General features: G+C 63.1%; 25 protein-coding genes and 1 pseudogene. 12 read left to right on the top strand and 14 right to left on the bottom strand.

What is annotated here, in order from left to right; translation table 11 throughout:
- Positions 1-47 precede the first annotated feature (47 nt).
- The gene (locus tag CKW40_RS19160; protein WP_095201457.1) at positions 48-302 is read left to right on the top strand and encodes a DUF2171 domain-containing protein; all 255 of its coding nucleotides are present in this window, start codon (positions 48-50) and stop codon (positions 300-302) included.
- Between the two features lie 9 nt (positions 303-311).
- On the opposite strand, the gene CKW40_RS19155 is transcribed toward CKW40_RS19160, so the two are convergent.
- Both CKW40_RS19155 and CKW40_RS19150 read right to left on the bottom strand, forming a co-directional pair.
- On the bottom strand, positions 312-1,337 hold the full coding sequence (locus CKW40_RS19155) for a P1 family peptidase (protein WP_095201456.1): 1,026 nt from the start codon (positions 1,335-1,337) through the stop codon (positions 312-314).
- Entirely contained in the window at positions 1,337-2,410 is a 1,074-nt protein-coding gene (locus CKW40_RS19150; protein WP_095201685.1) for a branched-chain amino acid ABC transporter substrate-binding protein, read from the bottom strand. Before CKW40_RS19150 ends, CKW40_RS19155 begins: the two co-directional genes overlap by 1 nt.
- 182 nt (positions 2,411-2,592) lie before the next feature.
- Here CKW40_RS19150 and CKW40_RS19145 point away from each other — a divergent pair, with 182 nt between their 5' ends.
- The 7 genes from CKW40_RS19145 to CKW40_RS19115 are packed head-to-tail and all read left to right on the top strand — an operon-like array spanning position 2,593 to position 8,950.
- A complete protein-coding gene (locus CKW40_RS19145) occupies positions 2,593-3,120 on the top strand; it encodes a flavin reductase (protein ID WP_095201455.1) in 528 nt (175 codons plus the stop codon).
- A complete protein-coding gene (locus CKW40_RS19140) occupies positions 3,117-4,046 on the top strand; it encodes an AAA family ATPase (RefSeq protein WP_095201454.1) in 930 nt (309 codons plus the stop codon). The genes CKW40_RS19145 and CKW40_RS19140 overlap by 4 nt, the downstream gene beginning before the upstream one ends.
- Before the next feature lie 4 nt (positions 4,047-4,050).
- Complete coding sequence (locus CKW40_RS19135) at positions 4,051-5,316, top strand: vWA domain-containing protein (RefSeq protein ID WP_095201453.1); 1,266 nt, start codon at positions 4,051-4,053, stop codon at positions 5,314-5,316.
- Positions 5,317-5,361: 45 nt separating this feature from the next.
- A complete protein-coding gene (locus CKW40_RS19130; RefSeq protein ID WP_095201452.1) occupies positions 5,362-5,700 on the top strand; it encodes an XdhC family protein in 339 nt (112 codons plus the stop codon).
- Positions 5,701-5,706: 6 nt separating this feature from the next.
- Positions 5,707-6,411, top strand: a complete 705-nt coding sequence (locus CKW40_RS19125; protein WP_095201451.1) for an XdhC family protein — start codon at positions 5,707-5,709, stop codon at positions 6,409-6,411.
- Positions 6,408-8,018, top strand: a complete 1,611-nt coding sequence (locus CKW40_RS19120) for an NTP transferase domain-containing protein (RefSeq protein WP_095201450.1) — start codon at positions 6,408-6,410, stop codon at positions 8,016-8,018. Before CKW40_RS19125 ends, CKW40_RS19120 begins: the two co-directional genes overlap by 4 nt.
- 32 nt (positions 8,019-8,050) lie before the next feature.
- Complete coding sequence (locus CKW40_RS19115; protein ID WP_095201449.1) at positions 8,051-8,950, top strand: alpha/beta hydrolase family protein; 900 nt, start codon at positions 8,051-8,053, stop codon at positions 8,948-8,950.
- Positions 8,951-8,975: 25 nt separating this feature from the next.
- Here the strand turns inward: CKW40_RS19115 and CKW40_RS19110 are convergent, their stop codons facing one another.
- The gene (locus CKW40_RS19110; protein WP_095201448.1) at positions 8,976-10,028 is read right to left on the bottom strand and encodes a DUF1176 domain-containing protein; all 1,053 of its coding nucleotides are present in this window, start codon (positions 10,026-10,028) and stop codon (positions 8,976-8,978) included.
- Between the two features lie 140 nt (positions 10,029-10,168).
- On the opposite strand from CKW40_RS19110, the gene CKW40_RS19105 reads away from it, so the two are divergent.
- Positions 10,169-10,675, top strand: a complete 507-nt coding sequence (locus CKW40_RS19105) for a DUF1993 domain-containing protein (protein ID WP_095201447.1) — start codon at positions 10,169-10,171, stop codon at positions 10,673-10,675.
- Between the two features lie 54 nt (positions 10,676-10,729).
- Here the strand turns inward: CKW40_RS19105 and CKW40_RS19100 are convergent, their stop codons facing one another.
- Positions 10,730-10,894, bottom strand: a complete 165-nt coding sequence (locus CKW40_RS19100) for a hypothetical protein (protein ID WP_080511763.1) — start codon at positions 10,892-10,894, stop codon at positions 10,730-10,732.
- 385 nt (positions 10,895-11,279) lie between these two features.
- Between CKW40_RS19100 and CKW40_RS19095 the strand changes: the two genes are divergently transcribed.
- From CKW40_RS19095 to CKW40_RS19085, 3 genes are all read left to right on the top strand, one after another.
- On the top strand, positions 11,280-11,741 hold the full coding sequence (locus CKW40_RS19095; protein ID WP_095201446.1) for a hypothetical protein: 462 nt from the start codon (positions 11,280-11,282) through the stop codon (positions 11,739-11,741).
- A 115-nt stretch (positions 11,742-11,856) separates the two neighbouring features.
- Entirely contained in the window at positions 11,857-12,924 is a 1,068-nt protein-coding gene (locus CKW40_RS19090) for an aldo/keto reductase (RefSeq protein ID WP_095201445.1), read from the top strand.
- A gap of 45 nt (positions 12,925-12,969) precedes the next feature.
- On the top strand, positions 12,970-14,238 hold the full coding sequence (locus CKW40_RS19085; RefSeq protein ID WP_179298017.1) for a cysteine desulfurase-like protein: 1,269 nt from the start codon (positions 12,970-12,972) through the stop codon (positions 14,236-14,238).
- A gap of 15 nt (positions 14,239-14,253) precedes the next feature.
- Here the strand turns inward: CKW40_RS19085 and CKW40_RS19080 are convergent, their stop codons facing one another.
- The 10 genes and pseudogenes from CKW40_RS19080 to CKW40_RS19035 all read right to left on the bottom strand — a co-directional run bounded on the left by CKW40_RS19080 (position 14,254) and on the right by CKW40_RS19035 (position 23,226).
- Positions 14,254-15,282, bottom strand: a complete 1,029-nt coding sequence (locus tag CKW40_RS19080) for a histone deacetylase family protein (RefSeq protein WP_095201444.1) — start codon at positions 15,280-15,282, stop codon at positions 14,254-14,256.
- Positions 15,279-15,800, bottom strand: coding sequence for a GNAT family N-acetyltransferase (locus tag CKW40_RS19075; RefSeq protein ID WP_095201443.1), 522 nt, complete (start codon positions 15,798-15,800; stop codon positions 15,279-15,281). The genes CKW40_RS19080 and CKW40_RS19075 overlap by 4 nt, the downstream gene beginning before the upstream one ends.
- A 15-nt stretch (positions 15,801-15,815) precedes the next feature.
- Positions 15,816-16,307 carry a 2-thiouracil desulfurase family protein gene (locus tag CKW40_RS19070; RefSeq protein ID WP_095201442.1) on the bottom strand — a complete coding sequence of 164 codons (492 nt, stop codon included), beginning with the start codon at positions 16,305-16,307 and terminating at the stop codon, positions 15,816-15,818.
- Between the two features lie 19 nt (positions 16,308-16,326).
- A complete protein-coding gene (gene kce / locus CKW40_RS19065) occupies positions 16,327-17,256 on the bottom strand; it encodes a 3,5-dioxohexanoate:acetyl-CoA acetone transferase (protein ID WP_095201441.1) in 930 nt (309 codons plus the stop codon).
- A gap of 3 nt (positions 17,257-17,259) precedes the next feature.
- Positions 17,260-18,645 (bottom strand): aminotransferase family protein, encoded by a 1,386-nt coding sequence (locus CKW40_RS19060; protein WP_095201440.1) that lies wholly within the window; start codon positions 18,643-18,645, stop codon positions 17,260-17,262.
- 1 nt (position 18,646) lies between these two features.
- Positions 18,647-20,290: a N,N-dimethylformamidase beta subunit family domain-containing protein gene (locus CKW40_RS19055; protein WP_095201683.1), complete on the bottom strand. Its 1,644-nt coding sequence runs from the start codon at positions 20,288-20,290 to the stop codon at positions 18,647-18,649.
- A gap of 8 nt (positions 20,291-20,298) precedes the next feature.
- On the bottom strand, positions 20,299-21,063 hold the full coding sequence (locus tag CKW40_RS19050) for an amino acid ABC transporter ATP-binding protein (RefSeq protein ID WP_095201439.1): 765 nt from the start codon (positions 21,061-21,063) through the stop codon (positions 20,299-20,301).
- A complete protein-coding gene (locus CKW40_RS19045; protein ID WP_095201438.1) occupies positions 21,060-21,719 on the bottom strand; it encodes an amino acid ABC transporter permease in 660 nt (219 codons plus the stop codon). Before CKW40_RS19045 ends, CKW40_RS19050 begins: the two co-directional genes overlap by 4 nt.
- 12 nt (positions 21,720-21,731) lie before the next feature.
- Positions 21,732-22,379 carry an amino acid ABC transporter permease gene (locus CKW40_RS19040; RefSeq protein ID WP_095201437.1) on the bottom strand — a complete coding sequence of 216 codons (648 nt, stop codon included), beginning with the start codon at positions 22,377-22,379 and terminating at the stop codon, positions 21,732-21,734.
- 65 nt (positions 22,380-22,444) lie between these two features.
- A pseudogene (locus CKW40_RS19035) lies at positions 22,445-23,226 on the bottom strand (ABC transporter substrate-binding protein).
- Between the last annotated feature and the right edge of the window lie 7 nt (positions 23,227-23,233).

The raw sequence follows: 23,233 nt of genomic DNA, 5'->3' as shown, positions 1-23,233 counted from the left end.
ATCGGCTTGTCATTTGTTATTGTCGGCAGTCCCAATGGAGAACCACCATGACCGACACCAGTAAAATTCGTGAGCATATGGAAGTCGTCGGCGCCGATGGCGTGCATGTCGGCACTGTCGACAAAGTCGACGGCCAGCGCATCAAGTTGACCAAGGCCGACAGCGGCGAGGGCGCTCACAAGGGTCATCACCACTACATTCCTCTGGCGCTGGTTGCCGAGGTCGATGGCAAGAAGGTGTGGCTGGCGGCAAATTCCGACGTCGCGGTGATGTTCGAGGAAGAAAAATCCGATCCGGTCTGATCGATCGATTCAGCCCAAACGCGACGACCAGACGGGAAACAGATCCTTGTCGGCCGGCGTCGCGGCAAACACGCCGCGGCTGATGGCGCGTGCCATGGTGGCGCCGGCCGCGGCATAAAGGTCGATTGCCGCATCGGCTTCGAGCCGGATGCCACTGGTTCCCGTTGCCAGCGCGAACACCAGGTCGCCGTCGGCCGGCGTATGCGTCGGCCAGATGGCGCGCACGAAGCCGTCATGCGCCGACATTGCCAGGCGTTTCGCGGCTGCCTTGGTGAGGACCGCGTCAGTGGCGATGACGGCGATGGTGGTGTTACCGCCGGTTTCCATCTGCTTGCCTGCCTGCTTGTCGCGATATTTCAGCAAGATACGCCTGGCATCGTCCGGCATCGGCGAGGGATAGCCATGCCCGCCGAATTCATCGCCGATTTCGAAGGGTGCCGCCCAGAAATGCCGAGTGCGGCTGACGGTCACCGATCCGGTCGGGTTGACGGCGGCCAGTGCACCGATGGTGACGCCACTGTCCAGCAGCGTCGAGGCGGAACCCAGGCCGCCCTTCAGCCCCGCGGTCAGCGCACCGGTGCCGGCACCCGCCGTGCCGAGCTGGAAATCGCCGGCAGCGGATTGCGCTGCTTCATAGCCGAGGTCGCGGTAGGGTGGATAACGCCCCCAGTCCTTGTCGCCGCCATTGCGCAGGTCGAACAGGATCGCCGCCGGCACGATCGGCACGCGAAAGCCGCCCACCTCGAAGCCGATGCCGCGTTCGCGCAGCGCCGCCTGCACGCCGGACGCGGCGTCGAGGCCGAAAGCCGAACCGCCCGACAGCACCACCGCATGCACCGCCTCGACCGAATTGTGCGGTTCGAGCAGGTCCGTCTCGCGCGTGCCCGGCGCGCCGCCCAGGATCTGCACACCGGCCACCGCCGGCTCGTCGCACAACACGGTAGTCACGCCGGACTTCAGCCTGGCGTCGGAAGAATTGCCGACGCGCAGGCCGGCAACGTCGGTGATCAGATTGCGCGGGCCGGTGCGGAACATCAGTTGCTTTCCAAGGGCACGAAGCGCGTGTCGTCGAAGCGGAAGACACGGTAAGGGCTCTGGCTGAGGTCGCCCTTGGCGTCGAAGCGGATCGGTCCGATCGCCGTGGTGAAATCATGCCCGGTCAGCGCCTCGGTCAGTGGCTTGCCTGAGCTTCCGGACAAGGCCGACGCCGCCTTGGCGATCTCGACAGCCGCATAGGCCGGCAGCGTGTAGCCGTCCGGCACGATCTTTTGCGCAGAGAAGCTTTCCAGCACCTTTGCGTCGGCGACATTGGCCCATTCGGGCGGCGCGATCATCAGCGTGCCCGTCGCATAAGGCACGTCGCCGGGCGGCGTGCGCAGGTTTTCGCCGCCGGCAAAAACGATGCCGGCCTGGAGCTGTGCTGCATCGCGCCCCATAATGGCGATGTCGTCGCCGTCGCCGCCGGCAAAGACATGCGTGGCGCCGGCTTTCTTCAGCCGCCCGACCAGGCCGATCTGGTTGTCGAGCTGCGGCCGGAATGTGTCGACGAACACCGGTTTCAGCGCCGCTTGCTCCGCCGCCGCGCGAAAGGTCTCGGCCATCTCGCGGCCATAGATGGTGCCGTCATCGATAATGGCGAACAGCTCGTTCTGCCACAGCCGGGTGAGGGTGGAGGCAACAGCGTTGCGCTCATCATCGCCGCGCGGCCCGAGGCGATAGACCGGCCAGCCGGTCTTGGCGCGGCGATCGGTCAGGCTTTCGGTGCGCACGCCGACGGTGATGACCGGGATGTTGGCGTCCTCGAGGATCGGCATCGCTGCCTCGATCGCATCGGTGCAGAGGAAGCCGACCACGACACTGACCTTGGCTGCGGCAAAATCCCTGGCCGCGGCAGCACCGCCATCGGCGGTGCAGGCATCGTCCACGGTTTTGAGTTCGATGCCGTCTGCTTGCGCCGCCAGCCCGGTGCCGGCCTCGATCTGCTTGCCGAGGATGGCCGATGGTCCCGACAGGGGCGCGGCGACGCCGATCGTGAGCGTCTGGGCGCTGGCGGCGCCGGCCAGGAACAGCCAGGCCAGCGCGGCGGATATCGTTGCCCCGGGTCGCATCCTGCCGAAGAGTTCCTCCCAAGCCCGCGACAACAGCGCGGGCGCCAATTCCCGCCAAGACCTAAAGGCTGCCCGGCCTTGGTGCAACACGCGAATTTGCGGATATGGGCCAAGCACTTCGCTTGTGGCATGTCATGTCTGGCCATATATAGCGCTAGGGTTTCTGGTTGTGGAAAATTCCGGTGCTGAAGAAGAACGACATTGGGCCGCAGGCCTATCGCGACGCGATGAGCCATTTTGCCGGTCACGTCCATGTGGTCACCACCGATGGACCCGCCGGCAAGCGTGGCACGACGGTGATCGCTGCCTGTTCGGTGTCGGACACGCCGCCGACCATTCTGGTCTGTCTCAACCGCGAGAATGCCAAGAATGAGCTGTTCGTGAAAAACGGCCGGTTCGCCCTGAACACGCTGGCCTCGCACCAGGAGCCGTTGTCGATCGGCTTTTCCGGCATCACCGGCCTGCCGATCGAGGAGCGTTTCGCGCTCGGCGAATGGGACGTGATCGCTACCGGTGCGCCGACGCTGAAGGGCGCGCTTGCGGTGTTCGACTGCGAGCTGATCGACACCAAGGACCTGGCCACCCATCGTGTGCTTTTTGGCAAGGTGACAGGCTTGCGCATGGGCGATAATTTGCGGCCGCTGATCTACCACGCCCGCGGCTACCATGTCCTGGACAGCGGAGCGGCGGCGTTCACGGAGAAAGAATGACCGAACTGAAACCGCGCCCCATACCGCGGACGATCGACGAGACGCTCGATCTTCTGACCGGCGCGGATTATGTGGCCGACCGGTCGCTGGCGACCGTGCTTTTCCTGTCGTTGCGCATGAACCGGCCCTTGTTCCTCGAGGGCGAGGCCGGCGTCGGCAAGACCGAGATCGCCAAGGTGTTGGCTGGGGCGCTTGGCCGCCGGCTTATCCGCCTGCAGTGTTATGAAGGGCTAGACGTTTCGTCTGCTGTTTATGAGTGGAATTACGCCGCGCAGATGATCGAGATCCGCATGGAGGAGGCGGCGGGCAAGGTCGACCGCTCCGCCATGGAGCGCAACGTCTTCTCGGAAAAATACCTGATCCGCCGCCCGGTGCTCGATGCGCTGACCGGCAAGATGGGGGCGGCCCCGGTCTTCCTGATTGACGAGCTCGACCGCACCGACGAAGCCTTCGAAGCCTTCCTGCTCGAAATCCTGTCCGACTACCAGGTGACGGTGCCCGAACTTGGCACCATCAAGGCCGAAGAGCCGCCGATCGTCATCATCACCACCAACCGTACCCGCGAGATCCACGACGCGCTGAAGCGGCGCTGCCTTTACCACTGGGTCGACTATCCCAATGCCGAGCGCGAGTTGGAGATCGTGCGCCGCAAGGTGCCGCAAGCCAACCAGCGGCTTTCGGCGGAGGTGGTCTCCTTCATCCAGAAGCTGCGCCAGATCGAGCTGTTCAAGGTGCCGGGCGTTGCCGAAACCATCGACTGGGCCGGCGCGCTGACCGAACTCGACAAGGTGGCGCTCGATCCCGAAACCGTGTCCGACACGATCGGCGTGCTGTTGAAATACCAGGACGACATCGCCCGCATCGGCGCGGGCGAGGGCCGGCGCATCCTCGACGAGGTCAAGGCCGAGCTCGCGGCGGCGGAGTAGCACGATGACGGCGCCGGGTGCTTACCCCAAAGAGGCCGACCCCAGAGAGGCGACGGCGGACGGACGCATCGCCGACAACATCGTCTATTTCGCCCGCACCTTGCGCAAGGCCGGCATGCGAGTCGGGCCGGCCTCGGTCAAGGATGCCATCGAGGCGGTGTTGGCCGCCGGCATCGGCTCGCGTGACGATTTCTACTGGACGCTGCACGCGGTGCTGGTGTCCAGGCACGAGGATCACCCGGTCTTCGACGAAGCCTTTAGACTGTTCTGGAAATCGCGCGAACTGATCGAGAAACTGCTGGCGATGTTTTCGCCGGTGGCGCCTGACGCCAAGGAGAAGCAGAAGCCGCGCGCGGCCGAAAACCGCGTCAGCCAGGCGATGTTCGAAGGCCATCAGAAGAACCAGCCACCGCAGGAAGTCCCTGAGATCGAGGTCGATGCCCGCTTCACCTTTTCCGGCAACGAGGTGTTGCGCGGCAAGGACTTTGCCCAGATGAACGCTGCGGAAATGGCCGATGCCAAGAAAGCCATCGCCGAGCTGCGATTGCCTTTCGACATGGTGCGGACCAGGCGCTTCAAGGCTGATGCGCATGGCCGCCGCATCGACCCGCGCGCCATGATGCGCTCCGCCGCGCGCACCGGCGGCGAACTGATCCTGCCGAAATTCCGCTCGGCCCGCGAGGTCCACCCGCCGCTGGTGGTGCTGGCCGACATTTCGGGCTCGATGAGCCAGTACACGCGCATCTTCCTGCATTTCCTGCATGCGCTGACGGAAAAACGCCGCCGCGTCCATACCTTCGTCTTCGGCACGCGGCTGACCAATCTGACCCGGCAGATGCGCCACCGCGATCCCGATGCCGCCCTTGCCGACTGTTCGGCGACGGTGAAGGACTGGTCGGGCGGCACACGCATCGGCGACACGCTGGCCGAATTCAACCTGATCTGGTCGCGGCGCGTGCTGGGGCAGGGCGCGGTCGTGCTTCTGATCACCGACGGGCTGGAGCGTGACGACGTCGCCGGCCTTTCGGAGGAGATGGAGCGGCTGCACAAATCCTGCCGGCGGCTGATCTGGCTGAACCCGTTGCTGCGCTTCGACGGCTTTCAGGCGCGTGCGCGCGGCGTCAAGGCGATGCTGCCGCATGTCGACGAATTCCGCTCGGTTCACAATCTCAATGCGCTCGCCGATCTCTGCGCTTCGCTGGACAAGAAGTCGACACAATCCGTCGATCCGCGGCGATGGATGGATGCTGGCGCGAAGCACGCCGCATAGCCATATGTTTATCCATCGGAAAAACAGACTCTGAGAGAAGCGATCATGGACGACAGCATCTATCTCGATGAGGCCCGCGACCCGCTGATTATCGCGGAAGGCTGGATGAAGGACGGCAAGGATGTCGCCATTGCCACTGTGGTCGAGACCTGGGGTTCGGCGCCGAGGCCGGTCGGCAGCCATCTGGTCATCGATGCCGAAGGCAATTTCCATGGCTCGGTCTCGGGCGGTTGCGTCGAGGGTGCGGTGGTGAGCGAGGCGGTCGACGTCATCGGTTCAGGAAAAGCCAAAATGCTCGAATTCGGCGTCGCCGACGAAACCGCCTGGCAGGTCGGCCTGTCCTGCGGCGGTCGCATCAAGGTGTATGTCGAGCGGTTGGGCTGATCTCAGATGGATCCATACGCCCTAAAAACTTTGAATGCTGAGCGCCGCGCCCGCCGCGCGGCGATCCTCGTTACCGATCTCGGTGATGGTCGCGATCGCATTGTGCGCGAAGGCGACCAGGTCGCCGGCGATCTCGGAGCCGCGACCGCTAGGGCATTTCGATCGGGCAATTCCGGTTCCGTCGAAGCGGAAGGGCGAACCTTCTTTCTCAACGCGCATCTGCCGCAGCCGCGCCTCGTGGTGATCGGCGCCGTCCATATCAGCCAGGCGCTGGCGCCGATGGCCAGGATTGCCGGCTATCCGCTGGAGATCATCGATCCGCGCACCGCCTTTGCCACGCCGGATCGTTTTCCCGATGTCGCTCTGCATGCCGAGTGGCCGGAAGATGTGCTGAAGCGCCAGCCGCTCGACAGCTACACCGCGCTTGCCGCCGTCACCCATGACCCGAAGATCGACGATTTCGCGCTGAAGGCGGCGCTCGACGCCAACTGCTTCTATGTCGGGGCGCTTGGCAGCCGCAAGACGCACGCCAAGCGCGTTGAGCGCCTGCTGGCACTGGGCGCGAGTGCTGAGCAGATCGCACGTATCCATGCGCCGATCGGGCTCGATATTGGTGCCGCTAGCCCCGCCGAGATCGCTGTGGCGGTGCTGGCGCAGACCATCTACGCCTTCCGCTCGCGCGGCCTCGACACCAAAGGCGCAGTGGCGTGAAATTCGGTCCGGTTGCGATTGAAGAGGCCGAAGGCGCGGTGCTGGCGCATGCCACCACTGCCGGCGAAAAGCGCTTTCGCAAGGCGCACAGGCTGAGTGCCGAAGACGTCTCCATACTCAAGCGGGCAGGGATCTCGCAGGTCGTTGCCGCCGTGCTTTCCTCGGACGATCTCGGCGAGGACGCCGCAGCGCAAAGAATTGCCGAGAGCATGATTTTCGGCGGCATCGAGGCCAGGCCCGCCGCCACCGGCCGGGTCAATCTCCACGCCAAGGCATCAGGCATCTTCACGGTCGATGCTGCGATGATCGACGCCATCAACGCCGTCGATCCCGCCATCACCCTTGCCACGCTGGCGCAGCATGCTCCGGTCGAAAAGGGTCAGATGGTGGCGACGGTGAAGATCATCCCCTTCGCTGTCGCCTCCACCTTGGTCGACACTGTGATGAAAATCTGCGCCGGCGGCGAGATCTTTGCCGTCAACGCCTATCAGCCGGTGCGCGTCGGTGTGATCCAGACGGTCCTGCCAGGCATCAAGCCCAGCGTGCTGGACAAGACATTGCGCGTCACCGAAGCGCGCCTGGCGCGCTCCGGTGGCAGGTTGACGGCGGAGCGCCGCACGCCGCACGAGATCAGGCCCGTGGCGGAGGCTGCCGCCTCGCTGGCGCGCGACAATGACATGGTGGTGATCTTCGGCGCCTCGGCGATGAGCGATTTCGCCGATGTCGTTCCGGCGGCGATCGAAATGGCGGGCGGAACTGTTATCCGCGCCGGCATGCCGGTCGATCCCGGCAATCTGCTGGTGCTAGGCACACTCGACGGCAAGCGGGTCATCGGTGCGCCCGGCTGCGCCCGCAGCCCCAAGGAAAACGGCTTCGACTGGGTGCTCGACCGTTTGGTTGCCGGTCTCGACGTCACCGCGAAGGACATCGCCGGCATGGGGGTCGGAGGGCTGCTGATGGAAATCCCGACGCGGCCGCAGCCGCGCGAACCGCTGCCGGCCAAGAGCCGGCTCAAGGTCGCCATCGTGCTTCTGGCGGCTGGCCGGTCAAGCCGCATGGGCGGACCGAACAAGCTCATGGCGCTGTTCGACGGCAAGCCGCTGGTGCGCCGCACCGCCGAACGCGCGCTCGGATCGAAGGCGTCCGGCACGATCGTCGTCACCGGCCATCAGCGCGAGCGCGTGCGCGCTGCGTTGGCAGGGCTGGATGTGACCTTCGCCGACAATCCCGATTTCGCCGATGGCCTGTCGACCTCACTGAAGGCCGGTATTGCCTATCTGCCCGAAGACATCGCCGGCGCGATGATCGTTCTCGGCGACATGCCTGGCGTTGTGTCAGACGATCTCGACCGGCTGATCGATGCCTTCCGCAAGGCCGGCGGCAATTCCGTGGTCCGCGCCTCGCATCAGGGCAAGCGTGGCAACCCGGTGCTTTTGCCACGCTCGCTGTTCCCGGCCATCGCTCATCTCGAAGGCGATACCGGCGCACGCCATCTGGTCGAGGCCGAGGGGCTCGACGTCATCGACGTCGAAATCGGCGAGGGCGCGTCCGTCGATGTCGACACCCGTGAGGCGCTCGAAGGCGCCGGCGGCGTGCTGCAGGATTGACAAACCCAGGCCGAATTACGCAAGCCTGCGATATGGCTTCTCGTTTTCTTTCCCCATTTCACGCCTTTCTGGCTGCGGTATTTGTTCTTTGCCTTGCCGGCCAAGCCGATGCGCTCGAACTAAAACCCTTCAAGGACGATCTCTTCGCCTATCCGGCTACGCTCTCATCCGACAGCAACGGCGCCTACACGGTCATCGACTATCGCGAGATTCGCGACATCAACCAGCGCGACGAGGTGCCGGAAAAGCGCGTGCACCCGCAATACACCGACACCAGCGTGCGCAAAGTGCAGCAGGATCTGATGCTGAAGACCGACGCCGGCGATGTCAGGCACGTCGCGGTCGGCAAGACCGAGGGTGCCGCCATCATCGTGCTTTACCTGCACGGGCAGGGCGGCAGCCGCAAGCAGGGCGTCGACGACTTCACCTTCGGCGGCAATTTCAACCGCCTCAAGAATTTGATGGCCGGCAATGGCGGGCTTTATCTCTCGCCGGATTTCCCCGATTTCGGCGACAAGGGCGCCGCACAGGTCGCGGCCTTGATCGATCACTATGCCGAACAGTCGCCGGGCGCGAAGATCTTCGTCGCCTGTGGCTCGATGGGCGGTTCCCTGTGCTGGAAGCTTGCCGCGCGCAACGATACCGGCCGGCGCATCAACGGCATGTTGCTGCTCGGATCGCTGTGGGACGACAGTTTCCTCGCCAGTCCCGCCTTCAGGCGTCATGTCCCGGTCTTCTTCGGCCAGGGCAGCCATGACGTGGTCTTTCCCATTGCGAACCAGGAAGCCTTCTTTCGTTCCATCATCGCCAGGTCGAAAGCCTATCCCTATCCGACCCGCTTCGTCCGCTTCGAGACCGGCACGCATGGCACGCCGATCCGCATGGTCGACTGGCGCGGCACGCTGAACTGGATGCTGTCGAAGGCGCCTTGATCGACGCTGCTTGTCCCCTCAGCGCTCAAGGCGCGGTGTTGTAGTCGACGACCGTCTGTGGGTTCTCCTCGCCATCATAGGACGCATCGACGTCATACTGGACCAGCGAGAAATCGCCATTTCGGAACAGATAGGTTCCCGAATCGGAGGCGTCGCCAACGCCACGCCACTTGTTGAAGGTGGTGATCGTATGGGTGTCAGCATCATAGTCGGAATTGACCGCCCAGCCGGTCGTCTCGAAGCCGACGATGCTCATGCCCAGCAATTTGCCGTCGCTGTCATTGTTCTCGTAGCGGATGTCCATCTTGGGTTCGGCGAACTGCAATTGCCGCACTTCAGACAATTCGTCGGTCATGTAGTAGATCGAACTTTCATTGTAGGCCGCGACCGAACAGGAGAAATGGAACAGCCTTGTTTCCTTGTCGGGGTCGCCGGGCTGTGCGTCCTTGTCCTTGTATTTGATCGAAAAGACGTCCGGCTCAGTAGCCAGTAGGTCCTTGTCGCATTGGTCGCCATATGTCGCCAGGAAAGCCTTCTTGGCCTGCTCCAACGCCACATCCTTCTTCGGCGGCGGCGGGCCGTCGCCGCAGCTTGGCGGCAGCGCCTCCTCGAAATCGGCGGTTGAGGGTTTCAGCGCCCCTTTTTCGATGTGGATCGGATCGAAGGGCGGCGCCGCCTGGATCTGGGCATTCACCTGACGCAGCGTGTAGCAGCCGGCGAAAACTTTTTCGCCGCCGCTCTTGTCCGTGGCGCGGATGGCGACCGGAACGTTGTAGAAGATGCTGCCGGCGGCACCCTCGTCTGAAATGGCGCCCGTCGCGACCTCGACCTTGTCTGTACCGTCATAGCCCTTGACGAAACTGTCGAAGTCTTTAGCCGGCTTTGCATCGCCATAATAACCCCAGGCCCGGGCGAATTCGTGCCGGTTGATGGCGCTGTAGAGCGAGCGGATGACCGCCTCGGCGCTCGAACGGTCATCGACATAGGGCGCTTCGGGGGTGTCGTCGGCGGCCAGCGCCGTTTGGCCGGATATGGCAAGGGAGAAAAGGGCAGTCGCTGCGAGAAGGACGCGTCTCATCGGGAATCTCCGCTCGATAACGGAAATTCTACCATAGCGATTGCGGCGCCGTGGTGACGCGGAGCCCTCGGTGCTTGAAGAATCGTGTGGGGAGGCGCTACGTCGCTCCGCCGGCGTTCCGACCGGACAGGAGATCTGACGTGACGATATCGATGTATGAGGCATCCGTGCCCGTGTTTTCAGCCAGGCTGAAAGCACTTTCCAGTGTACTGGCGGCCGCCGAACAAAATGCGCTTGACCGCAAGATCGACCCGCAGGTGTTTTTGACAGCGCGGCTTGCGCCCGACATGTTCGCCTTGACCCGGCAGGTGCAGATTGCCACCGACCATGCCAAGGGGGCGCCCTCGCGGCTGGCCGGCCGCGACGTGCCGAAATACGAGGACAATGAGGCAAGCTTCGCCGACCTCGAGGCGAGAATCGCCAAGACGCTCGCGCTTCTGGCGACTTTCTCGGCCGCCGATATTGACGGTTCCGACGACAAAGCGATCGAACTGAAACTCGGCGGACGCGAAACAACGTTGAGCGGCATGCAGTACCTGCTGCATGTGGCCATGCCCAACTTCTATTTTCACGTCACCACCGCTTACGACATCCTTCGTCACAATGGCGTGCCGCTGGGCAAGGCGACATTTTTGGGATCGCGTTGAGAAATCAGACTTCGAGATGTCCCGGATCGGTCCGGGACATCTCGCGAGATGCATTCAGCGAATGGACATTTCGCGGGCGACGCGCGGAAAATCGGCGGGCTTGATGCCGATATCGGCGCGGTCGGCATTGCTCATCGAGTGAAGCAGCGCGAGCGCCGCGCGGTATCTCAGATGTTCCTGCGGGCGCGGCCGGGCGAACATTTCCGTGAAGAAACCCATGATTCAGGCTCCTGGTTGGTCCTCCACGCCTGCCAATATAGGTGAATCGTGACAATTGTGCAGTGCAGCATTTGCATGCCTGCTATGTCCGGATGATTTTCATAAAATTTTTTTGGCTCCCCGGTGAAACTTCCGCGCCGCACGAACCGTAGGCTTCGACGCTGGCTCATGGCCAGTTTTTCCTCGCCACTCCTGGCGAATTTCCGGGCTGCATGAAAGTGCAGTCCGGCTTTTTGTTGAGAACCGGTCGCGATCCTTAGAAAACTAAATTCATTAAGATCGGTGCTATGTATTTTTAACGAGCCGGTTCTATGGTCTGGAAACCTGACAGTCAGGCAAGGGGGAGGCTGACATCGCTACCAGCGCCAAGCGTGATTTCGCTTCGCTGCTCGACGACCTCTTCGTCGCCTCCGACAAGGGCGACGGCATAGAGGGCGACGAGGCCGGCGCGCGTCCGTCCATTCCGTTCGACTATCTCTCGGTCGCCGATGAACTCCATTCCGGCCGCATCAAGGTATCCGCCGCCGAATACCGTGAGGCCGGTGCCGATCTGGCGAGCGAATTCGCCGCCTTGCTCGAACACGCCAAACTGGCTCTTGCTGCCGAGGACCCGAAGCCCGAGGAAAAGCTGCCGCCGATCGATCCTGAATCGATCGCAGCCGAATTGGGGTTGAACCTGCCCAAGAGTGCGGCCGATTTCGGCCGCATGCGCCGCAGCTTTGCTTTCTCCAACCATCCCGATCGCGTCGCCCCGCATCTGCGCCAGCGCGCCATGATCCGCATGCAGGTGGCCAACATGCTGATCGACGAGGCCAAGCGCCGCGCCGTGGCCGGCGCCCGACGCTAGCTGAACATCGCTGGTTCACGCAAAAGTCGGCCTGGCCAGGCTTGGAGAGCGCCGTAGCTTTCCCTATACATGCAGCCTCCCTCCCGCGCAGACTTTCCCTCCGGAGCAGAATTCCATGCACAAGCGCCGTCTTGGTCGGACCGATCTTCTTGTTACCCAGATCTGCCTTGGTTCGATGACCTGGGGCCAGCAGAACACCGAGGCCGAAGGTCACGCACAGATGGATCTGGCTTTTTCGCGCGGCGTCAATTTCATCGACACCGCCGAGCTCTACCCGATCCCGCCCAAGGCGGAGACGCAAGGGCGGACGGAAAAGATCATCGGCAGCTGGATGAAGGCCAAGGGCAATCGCGACAAGGTGATCCTGGCCTCCAAGGTCGTCGGCCGCACGGCGAGCGACTGGTTTCGCGGCGGCAGGCCATCGCAATTGGTGCGTGCCGATATTTTTGACGCGGTCGAGAAATCGCTGGCCAAGCTCGGCACGGACTATATCGACCTTTATCAAATCCACTGGCCGGAGCGGGACATCCCCTGGGGCGCCAACCCGACGCGGGTCGGCGCGGTGGCGCGGCGCGCCGATGCCGACGGCGCACCGGCCAACGAAACGCCGATCGCCGAGACGCTTGGCGTCTTCGACGAACTGGTGAAAGCGGGAAAGATCCGTTATTTCGGCCTGTCGAATGAGAGTTCCTGGGGCCTCATGCGTTACCTCTCAGAGGCCGAGAAAGGGATCGGCCCGCGGGTCGCGTCGATCCAGAACGCCTACAATCTCGTCAACCGCACCTTCGAGGTAAACCTTGCCGAGGTCTGCGAGCGCGAGCAGGTGTCGTTGCTGCCTTATTCGCCGCTGGCTCAGGGTTATTTGACCGGCAAATACGATCACGGCGCCCGACCGCAGGGCTCGCGCTCGCAGTTGTTCAATCGCGGCCAGCGTTACGAGACGCCGAATGCCGCCGAAGTGCTGCTCGAATACAATGAACTGGCGCGCTCCTTCGGCATGGAGCCGGCGCTGTTTGCCAACGCCTATGTGTCGAGCCGGCCCTTCGTCACCTCCAACATCATCGGTGCGACGACCATTCCGCAGCTCGAAATGGCGTTGTCTTCGGTGGATGTCGTCTGGACCGAAGAGATGCAGAAGGCGGTGGATGCGATCCACCAGCGGGTCGGCAATCCCTGTCCCTGATCTGCGGGGATAGAATTACCAAGGATTGACAGAGGGGTGGAGACGATGGTGGATTTTCCGATCGAGGTCGTGCGTGGCCAATTTCCAGCGCTTTCCCTGACCGACAAGGGCCGCCGACGCATCTATCTCGACAACCCTGCCGGCACGCAGGTGCCGCAGGCGGTAGCCGATGAGGTGTCGCGCTGCTTGCTCACCACCAATGCCAATCTCGGCGGCTATTTCGAAACGACGATCGCCGCTCAATCTGTCGTGGACGAGGCGCATCAGGCGATGGCCGATTTCCTTGGTGCGGCAAGCTTCGAGGAAATCATCATCGGCGCCAACATGACGACGCTGACCTATCACATGTCGCGCACGCTCGGCCGCACACTGAAGCCCGGCGACGAGATCATCCTCACCCGCATGGATCACGAGGGCAATGTCTCGCCCTGGCTGCAACTGGCCGAGGATTTTGGCCTCGTCGTGCGCTGGCTGCCGTTCGAAGAAAAGAGCTGGCAGGTCGAGGAGGCGACGCTGACCGGTTTGCTGTCCGATAAGACAAAACTGGTCGCGTTGAATTATGCCTCGAACCTCACCGGCTCGATCAACCGGGTCAAGGCCCTGACCGCCATCGCAAAACAGGCCGGCGCCCTGGTCTATGTCGATGCCGTCCAGTTCGCGCCGCATGGCCTGATCGACGTGCAAGAGCTTGGCTGCGATTTCCTGATCTGCTCGGCCTACAAATTCTTCGGCCCGCATATGGGCATCTTGTGGGGACGGCGCGAAGTGATCGACGGCCTGAAACCCTACAAATGCCGCTGTTCGTCCAATGGCCTGCCGGAGCGGTTCGAGCTTGGTACGCCGCAGATCGAGTTGATGGCCGGCCTGACGGCGGCGGTCGATTATTTTGCCGAACTGGGGGCGGCGGCGGGCGAGGGTGGTTCGCGCAGGCAGAAGATCGCCAGGGCGTTCGAAGCCTGCATCGCCTATGAGAATCCGCTGGCGCAAAGGCTGATCGACGGCCTGTCCGACATTTCAGGCCTGACCATCCATGGCATCACCGATCGCAAGCGGCTCGCCGATCGCGTACCGACGGTCTCTTTCACCGTCGACGGCATTGTGCCGGAAACGATCGTGCGGCAGATGAACGCCGAAAACATCTTCCTGTGGTCCGGCCACAACTACGCTTGGGAGATCGTCCACCAGCTCGGCATTCCGGCCGAGCAAGGCGTCGTGCGCATCGGCATCGCGCATTACAACACAGCGCCCGAGATCGACGAGACGCTCGAGAGCGTGCATCGGGTCATCGCCATGCTCAGGCAGCAGCGATCCTGACGGCAGCTTGAATCCTTACCGTGCCTTGCCGCCGAAGCCGGTGAGGAAAGCGGTGAGATTGTCGCCGAGTGCGTCGCAGAGATAGCCGCCTTCCTGGACGATGACCGTCGGCAGGTCGAGCCCGGCAATCGCCTCGCCGATGCGCGAAAAACCTGGCGTCGTCACCGAAAGCCCGCCGAATGGATCGCCCTCGAACGCATCGAGACCGAGCGCCACGACCAGCGCGTCGGGCGAGAAAGACCGGATTCGCTGGAACGCAACGCCAAGCGCTTCCAGAAATGCCGCGTCAGCGGATTTGCGCGGCAGCGGCAGGTTGAAATTGTAACCAAGGCCCGGGCCTTCGCCACGCTCGTCGGCGTGACCCCAGAAAAATGGGTAAAAGCGCACCGGATCAGCATGCAGCGACACCGTGAGCACATCCGGCCGTGCATAGAAAATGCCTTGCGTGCCGTTGCCGTGGTGCAGGTCGACATCGAGGATCGCCACCCGCGCGGCCTGCTTGCGCAGCACCTGCGCCGCGACGGCCGAATTGTTGATGAAGCAGAAGCCGCCGGCGACATCGGCAAAAGCGTGGTGGCCAGGCGGGCGGCACAGCGCATAGGCGGCCGTCGCGCCAGCCATCACCGTTTCCGCGGCTTCGACCGCGCTCCACGCGCTCCACAGCGCGCTTTGCCATGTCTCGCCCGAGATCGGGCAAGCCGTATCGGCCATATGGTAGCCGGCCTGGCCGACGGCGGAGGCGGGGTAGGAGCCGCTGCGTGCGATCGGATGGATGTTGGGGATCACTTCGGCCGAGGCGCCCTCGATGCGCTGCCAGCGCTCGAAAATATGTTCGAGGAAGTCGAGATATTCGGGCGTGTGTACCGCCGAGACCGGACCGAGACCGTGATTGCGCGGCCGCTCGATCGTGCAGCCGGCAGATGTTGCGCCGGCTAACAATCTCTCGACGCGCTCGGGTTTTTCCGGATTTGGCTGCGGTGCACCACTGGAAAGAAAGGCCTTGGGGTCGTGCCGCTTCTGCTCCTCGGCGTAAAAGGCTTTCATTCCTGCTCCTCCGGCGCGTCGGCGAAGGCGAAAAAGGCCTCGCCGATGATCTTCTGCGTCTGTTCGTAACTCGACCAGGCAATGCCCAGCCTCTCGTAAAAAGCTTTGGCGCCTTCATTGTCGGTGTCGACCGACAGCCTCAGATAGACGCCACCTTCCTTCCGACACTCTGCCGCGACACGCCGCAACAGCCGCTCGCCGATCTTGCGGCCGCGAAACCTATCCTCGACATAGAGGTCCTGCACATAGACCCCGGGCCGTCCCATCCAGGTCGAGAAGATCCGGAAATGCAGGCACAGGCCGGCGAATTCACCGCCGACTTCGGCGATCAGGGTGGAGAAGGCGGGCTTTTCGCCAAAGCCGTAGCGGCGCAGGTCATCTGACGTGGACGTGATCTCCTGATGCGCGCCGATATGGGTGCCGAGTTTGAGAAGCGCGGCGTGGATGGTGTCGACATCGTCGATGGTGCCGTGGCGGATCACGGCATCGCTGGTCGCTGTCTGGATCTTGTCTGCCATGGATCAGGCCGTGGTCTAGGCTGAACCGGGCTTGTTCAGGAGATCGTCAAGGTCGCCGATATTGTCTTCCGAAAAGACGCGAATGCCGTTCGCTTCCAGCAGAGCGGTGGTCGTGCCGCGACCGGTCACCCGTTTGCCTGCAAAACTGCCGTCGTAGACGAAGCTGCTGCCGCAGGACGGACTGCCGTCGGTAAGAACCGCGTAGCGGCATCCCGTTTCTCGGGCTAGTTCGAGCGCAAGCTGCCCGGCTTCGAGATAAAGTGCGGTCACGTCGTTTCCCGTTTGCTCGACCACTCGACCCTGGCCGTGGAGCACAGCGTCGGCTCTGCCGTGAATTTCTGCGGCAGGACGCGGCGTGGAGAAGCCTGCGGCAACCTCTGGACAGATTTGCACGACACGTCCTTCCTCCTGCCAACGCATCAGTACCGGATGGTTGTTGAGCCGGTAGGAGCCGTTATAGCGGACATGGCTGCCAAGCAGGCAGGCGGAGACGAGAACCTTTTCCATATCAGCTCCTCCCTTGCTTTTAGAAAGCCACCCGGTCGCCACCTTTCAGCGCCAGCATTTCACGCGCCTCGGCCGGCGTGGCAACCTCCAGCGACAGGCCATCGAGAATGCCACGGATGCGGCGCACCTGGTCGGCGTTGGATTTCGCCAGCTGGCGGCCATCATAGAGGCTGTCTTCCAGGCCGACGCGAACATTGCCGCCCATTGCCGCGGCGATCGAGATCAGCGGCATCTGCTGGCGGCCGGCGGCCAGCACCGAGAACTGATAGCTGTCGCCGAACAATTTGTCGGCGATGCGCTTCATGTGGATGAGATTGTCCGGATCGGCGCCGATGCCGCCCAGAATGCCCAGCACGAACTGGATGAACAGTGGCCCCGACACCAGTCCGCGGTCGCGGAAATGCGCCAGTGAATAGAGGTGACCGACATCGTAGCATTCGAATTCGAAGCGCGTGCCGCAACCCTTGCCCAGTCTTTCGAGCACGCCTTCCATATCGGCGAAAGTGTTCTTGAAGATGGTGTCGCGCGTGGCTTCCAGCAGCTTTGGCTCCCATTCGTGCTGCCATTCGCGTGGCTTGTCGAGCATCGGGAACAGCGCGAAATTCATCGAGCCCATGTTGAGTGAGCACATTTCGGGCTCGGCCCGCAGTGGCGCTGCCAACCGCTGGTCCAGCGTCATCAGGGAGGAGCCACCAGTGGTGATGTTGATCACCGCATCGGTCGCTTGCTTGATGCGCGGCAGGAACTGCATGAAGACATCCGGATCGGCCGTTGGGCGGCCATCTTTGGGGTCCCGTGCATGCAAATGCAGGATCGAGGCGCCGGCTTCGGCCGCGGCGATCGCATCCGAAGCGATCTGGTCGGGCGTCACCGGCAGATAGGGCGACATCGATGGCGTGTGCACCGAGCCGGTGACGGCGCAGGTGATGATGATTTTTCGCGGCGCCATTTTTCAGCCCCGGCCTTCGACCGGCAGGTCGAGCTCGGCGGCGAGTACTTCCAGCGAATCGCCGATGATGGAGACGATCTCGCCGACCTGTTCGCTGGTGACGATCATCGGTGGCGCGACCATGAAATTGTCGCCGTCGACACCACCCTTGACCCGGCGGCCATAGATGATCAGCCCGCGCTCGTAGGCGAGGTCGAGCAGGCGCTGCGTGGCTTTCTTGCCCTGGTCGATCGGCCGCAGTGTTTCGGGGTCGGCCACCATCTCGGCACCGGTCAGCAGGCCCTTGCCGCGCACATCGGCGATGAAAGGAAAACGCTTGGCCAGCCCCTTCAGCCCCTCCATCAGCACGTCGCCCATGGCAGCCGCATTGGCGATCAGGTCGAGCCGGTCCATTTCGCCGAGCACGGCAAGACCGGCGGCGCAGGCCAGGGGATTGCCGGCATAGGTGTGGCCATGCTGGAAACCGCCGGAAGCGAGCAGCGGCTGGACCAGCCGCATCGGTGCGGCGAGCGCGCCGAGCGGCGCATAGCCGGAGCCCAGCCCCTTGGACAGCGCGACGATGTCGGGCTTGCAGTTCCAGTGATCGCCGCCGAGGAATTTGCCGGTGCGGCCGGCGCCGCTCATCACTTCGTCGTGGATGAGCAGGATGCCGTAGCGATCGCAGATCTCGCGGATGCGCGCATAGTAGCTGTCGGGCGCAACAAGGGCTGCGGTCGCGGCACCCCCAATCGGTTCCATGATGAAGGCGACGACACTTTCAGGCCCTTCCGCGAGGATTTTTTCCTCCAGCATGTCGGCATAGCGCACGCCGCGCTGCTCCATCGAAAGATTGTCGCGGTCGCGCCAGGCGGTCGGCGCCGGCACGGTCGGCATCACCCGCATCATCGGCTCGAAAGTCTCGGCCAGAGCGTCGTCGCCGGTGATCGACAGCGAACCCAGCGTGCCGCCATGATAGGAGGGGAAACGGGTGATCACCTTCCAGCGGCTGGCCTGGCCGGTGGCGACAGCCCATTGCCGCGCCAGCTTGATGCAGGATTCCGTCGCTTCCGAGCCACCCGAGACGAAGAAGATGCGGTCCATGCCTTCAGGCAATTTGCCGGCCAGTTCCCGCGCTAGCTCTTCCGCCGGCTCGTTCTCGAAATGCAGCCGGTAGGCAAAGGTGGCACGGTCCATCTGCCGTTTCATGGCGTCCAGCACATTGCGGTTGGAATGGCCGATATTGGCGACCATCGGCCCGCTCGAGCCGTCGATGAAGCGACGGCCGTCCTGCGTCCACATATAGATGCCCTCGGCGCGGTCGATCAGCGGCCGGCGCAGGCTGGACAAATAGAACAGATGCGATTCTCGGCGCGCCTCGGTCACTTGAGCGGCGGTCTGGGTCTTCGACATGTCAGGACTTTCCAAGGTAGCGATCAAGGACATTCTGGGTGACGCGTTCGACCATCGGGTCTTGTCTTAGCAGGCCGGCCACCCATTCGCAGCTTCCGGCATGGAAGACTTCGCCCTTGCCGCGCGGGAAGTTGACGATCATGCCGTTGCCGCGTTTGACTTTTTCGAGATTGGCGTCGCTCGCCTCGCCGAACAAAGTCTCGGCGGTGAAGCGGCCATCCTCGTCGGTGAGGAACTGGTCCTCGATCGGAATGTCGGCACTTTCCTCGACTTGGGATGCCATGCCGACGGCGAGAACCTGCAAGCCTTCCGGCGCGCCGCTGGTTGCGGTGGGGTAGGGCAGGCCGCCGCGGATCTCGAAGTCGAGCCCGTCGACTTCATACCCATAGACATGGCTGTCGGCACCCAGCAGGTCGCCATAGTAGATGCCGGTGCCGGCAAAGGCCCAGTGCTCCGGCCGGTAGACCGGAAAACCACGCACGCCGCGTGGCGCGCAGCCGCCCCAGCCGGCATAGACGCCGCGTGTCGCGTTGAGGCCGAAGGTTGCTGAACCGGGCCGGCCGATCTCCGGCGCCTCCCACGAATTGGTGGCGCGGGTGACGTCGCCGCCTTGGAGATAGGCGGGATCCTCCTTGCGCGCGCGGTATTTGTAGCAGACCTGCCGGCGGCCCTCGTCTTCCAGCCGTGTCTGCCACATGAAATTGCCGGCAAAGCGCGCTGCATGGCCACCGCGTTCGACGTAGCTGTCGACCGCGTCGCGCATTTCCCAGGTCCAGTATTCGTCGTGGCCGACGAAGACGGCGCAGTCATAGCCGTCGAGAATGTCGGGCGAAAAATGCAGGTCGTGTTGGCTGGCGAGATCGACGGCATAGCCGGCCCGTTCGGCGAACCGGAAGAAGTGGCTGTCATAGCTCGCCCAACCGGACGAGGCGTATTTCTTCGAATGGCCGGTAGCCAGCGCCCATTCCATATGCGGATAGCGCGGCACCGTCTTCGGTGGGACGGCGACCTCCAACGGCACGCGCGGCGCATCTTTTGGCAGCACGACGAAGCCACGGCACCAGGGGCGCTGCGTCGAGACGATCGGCGAGTACTGGTTGCGGTCCGGCCCGGTGATGCCCTGATAGTGGTTGGAGCCGCCCCAGGTGTTGTAGGCAAGCCAGGTCCCCGTCGCCGCCACCTGCAGCACACGGCCAGGCTTCTTGCCCGGTTGAGGAGAGACGATGAAAAGGTGGTGGCTGTGGATCGGCTTGCCGTCATGGCCAACGGCAGTCAGCGTTATCCGATAGGCACCGGACGGCCAGTCGCTCTCGACACGGAATTCGAAGGCGGCTTCCCAGCCGCAACCCTCGGCGGAACATTGGTCTGAAGTGTCCTGCCAACACGCCGCGATGCCCGATTTCTCGAACACTTTGGTCTCGGTGCCGCCGTCGCGGATAATCGTCATACTGAAGGACGGAGTCGTCGAACTGACATGCAGCGTCACTGTCTCGCCGGCGCGATAGGAAAAGCGGTCGGAGTAACACCAGATCTCGCCGCGCTCGCCATCCATGCCTGGCCATTCGTAATAGTGGCCGCGCACCGCGTGGCGGCGCTGGTCGTCCGTCAGTCCGAAATCGGGGAATTCCGTGGGCAATCTGGTCATCATTGTACTCAGGCGGAAAGATATTTCTTGAGGAAGCTGCGGGTGCGCTCCTTCTGCGGCGCGCGGAAAATGTCGGCCGGCGGGCCTTCCTCGACGACCACGCCGCCATCCATGAACAGCACCCTGTCTGCCACCTCGCCGGCAAAGCGCATCTCATGCGTTACGATGAGCATGGTCATGTGTTCGGCGGCAAGCTGTTTCATTACCGCGTTGACCTCGTCGACCAGTTCCGGATCGAGCGCCGAGGTGGCTTCGTCGAACAGCATCACCTTGGGCTGCATGGCCAGCGCACGAGCAATCGCCACGCGTTGCTTCTGGCCGCCCGAAAGCCGCGAGGGATAGGCGTCGATCTTGTCGGCGAGCCCGACCTTGGACAAGAGGCCATGAGCCAACGCCCGGGCCTCGGCTTTCGCCATGCCCTTGAGGATCACCGGCCCCATCGTGATGTTCTCGATCACGGTCAGGTGCGGGAACAGATTGAAGTGCTGGAACACCATGCCCATCTGCTGGCGCACCTTGTTGATGTGCCGTTCGAAAGCTTGGCCGTTCAGCGGTTGGTTGACCTGCACGCCGTCCAGCCAGACTTCGCCGCCGTTCAACGTCTCGAGATGGTTGATCGAGCGCAGCAGCGTGCTCTTGCCCGAGCCGCTCGGCCCGATGATCGCCACGATCTGCCCACGTTCGACCGACAAATCTATGCCCTTCAGCACCTCGACGGCGCCGAAGGATTTGCGTGCGCCGCGGACCTCGACCATTGGCCGCTGCGTGCTCATCGGGAAACCTCCACATGTCGTTCAAACCGATGCAAGGCCGCTTCGAGCACAAGGTTCAGGATGTAGTAGAGCGCGGCGGCCGTGATGTAGAATTCGAAGGGGCGGAAAGTTTCGCTGATCGCCAACTGCGCCGAATGGACCAGTTCGGCGATGCCGATGACCGAGACGATGGAAGATTCCTTCAACAGCGCGATCACATTGCTGCCGATCGGCGGCGCGGTGTTGCGGATGGCCTGCGGGATGACGACGTAGCGCAGCGTCTGCCACTTGCCGAAGCCGATGCTGCGTGCGCCTTCCGTCTGACCGACATCGACCGCGACGATGCCCGCTCGGATGACATCGGCATTGTAGACGGCAAAGTGCATCCCAAGCCCGACGATGCCGGCGGCAAGGGCTGGGATGTCGATGCCGATCTGCACCAGGCCGAAATAGATCAGGAACAGCTGCAGCAGCAGCGGCGTGCCCATGAACAGCCACATGAAGGCGCGAACGGGATAGGCAAGGATCGCCGGCGCATAGAGCACGGTGACGGCAAACAGAATGCCGAAGACAAAACTCAGCACGCCCGCTGAGACGGTCAGCACGGCGGTCCACCAGGCGCCTATCAACAGCAGATCCCAATAGGGCGCAATGACGGCGAAATCCAAACCTTGCATCGTGCTCTCCCGTCAGACGATGGCGAAGCGCCGGTCGAGCATGTCGACGAGGCGGGCGACGGCGTAGACCATGACCATGTAGAGCAGGGCCGCAACGCCGAAGATCTCGAACGGCTTGTAGGTGGAGCCGATGAAACGCTGGGCGGTATAGGTCAGCTCCACCACCGAGATGGTGGACACCAGTGCCGAACCCTTCAGCAAGGCAACCGTGTTGACGCCGAGTGGACGAATCATCAGCCTGGCGGCCTGCGGCAGCACGACCTTTCGAAGGGTCTGGAAACGGCTGAAGCCGATGGTGCGGGCAGCCTCTGTCTGGCCCCGGTCGACCGCAACCACAGCGCCACGGATCGATTCTGCCATATAGGCGCCGATGTTGAGACCGAGCCCAATCACGCCCGCGGCGAACGGATCCAGATTGATGCCGATCTGCGGGCCGCCGAAATAGAGCACGAAGAGCTGGATCAGGCAGGGCGTGCCGCGAAACAGGCTGACATAGGCCGTGCCGACAGCGCGCAGGATCGCGGACCTCGACATCCTGCCGGCCGCGGCCAGTGCTGCTGCGGCCAGCCCCAGAAGCAGGGCCAGCGCCGTCAGTTCCAGCGTCACCAGCGCGGCCTCCACGAAGAAGGGGAAGACGCGCAGCATCAAGGAGAAGTCCATGGATCAGCCCGGCAGAAATGGCGTGTGGCCTCAGGCGAATTTGCCTCGCCCGAGGCCTCAGGAAATTAGCGGATGTCGCTGCCGACCCATTGCTTGGAGATCTTTTCGTAGGTGCCATCGGCCATCATGCCGTCCAGCGCCTTCTGCATGGCGGCCTTGAGCTCCGGATTGTCCTTGCGGATGGCGATGCCGATGGCGACGCTGCCGCCCTCGATATCAGGCGTGTCGAGCTTGCGGACCTTCTCTCCGGTTTCCTTGACGGCGACCATGACCGGGATGTTGTCGACGACAATGGCGTCGACGCGGCCGGCCTTCAGCTCCAGCAGCAATTCCGGCAGGCCCTTGTAGGTACGGACATCCCAGCCGCCCTGTTCGCGCGCCCACTTTTCATGCGTCTCGCCGAGCGTCACGCCGAGGGTCTTGCCCTTGAGCTCGTCCAGGCTCTGCACCTTGGAATCCTGGTTCACGAAAACCGCGCGGCCGGCGTGGTAGTAGGGGCCGACGAAATCGACCACTTTCTCGCGCTCGGGGTGATCGTCATCGAGCCGACCACGGTGTTGTATTTGTTGGCCAGCAGCCCGGCGATGATGCCGTCCCAGGCCGTGGTGATGATGGTGCCCTTGACGCCGATGCGCTCGGCAATGGCCTTGCCGATATCGGCGTCGAAGCCGACGACCTCGTTCTGGTCGTTGACGAAGTTGAACGGCGGATACTGCCCGCTCATGGAAATCTTCAGTTCGCCCGCCGCCTTGATCTTTTCGAGATCGTCGGCCTGCGCTGAAACGCTGGTGAAGGCCGACGCGAGCAGCAGCGTCGCGACCGCAATGCTGGAAAATACTTTGTTCATCTGAATT

This window comes from Mesorhizobium carmichaelinearum (genome assembly GCF_900199455.1).
GTDB classification, from domain to species: Bacteria; Pseudomonadota; Alphaproteobacteria; order Rhizobiales; family Rhizobiaceae; genus Mesorhizobium; species Mesorhizobium carmichaelinearum.
The sequence above is the reverse complement of the archived record's forward strand: the minus strand, read 5'-3'. Positions and strand labels throughout refer to the sequence as shown.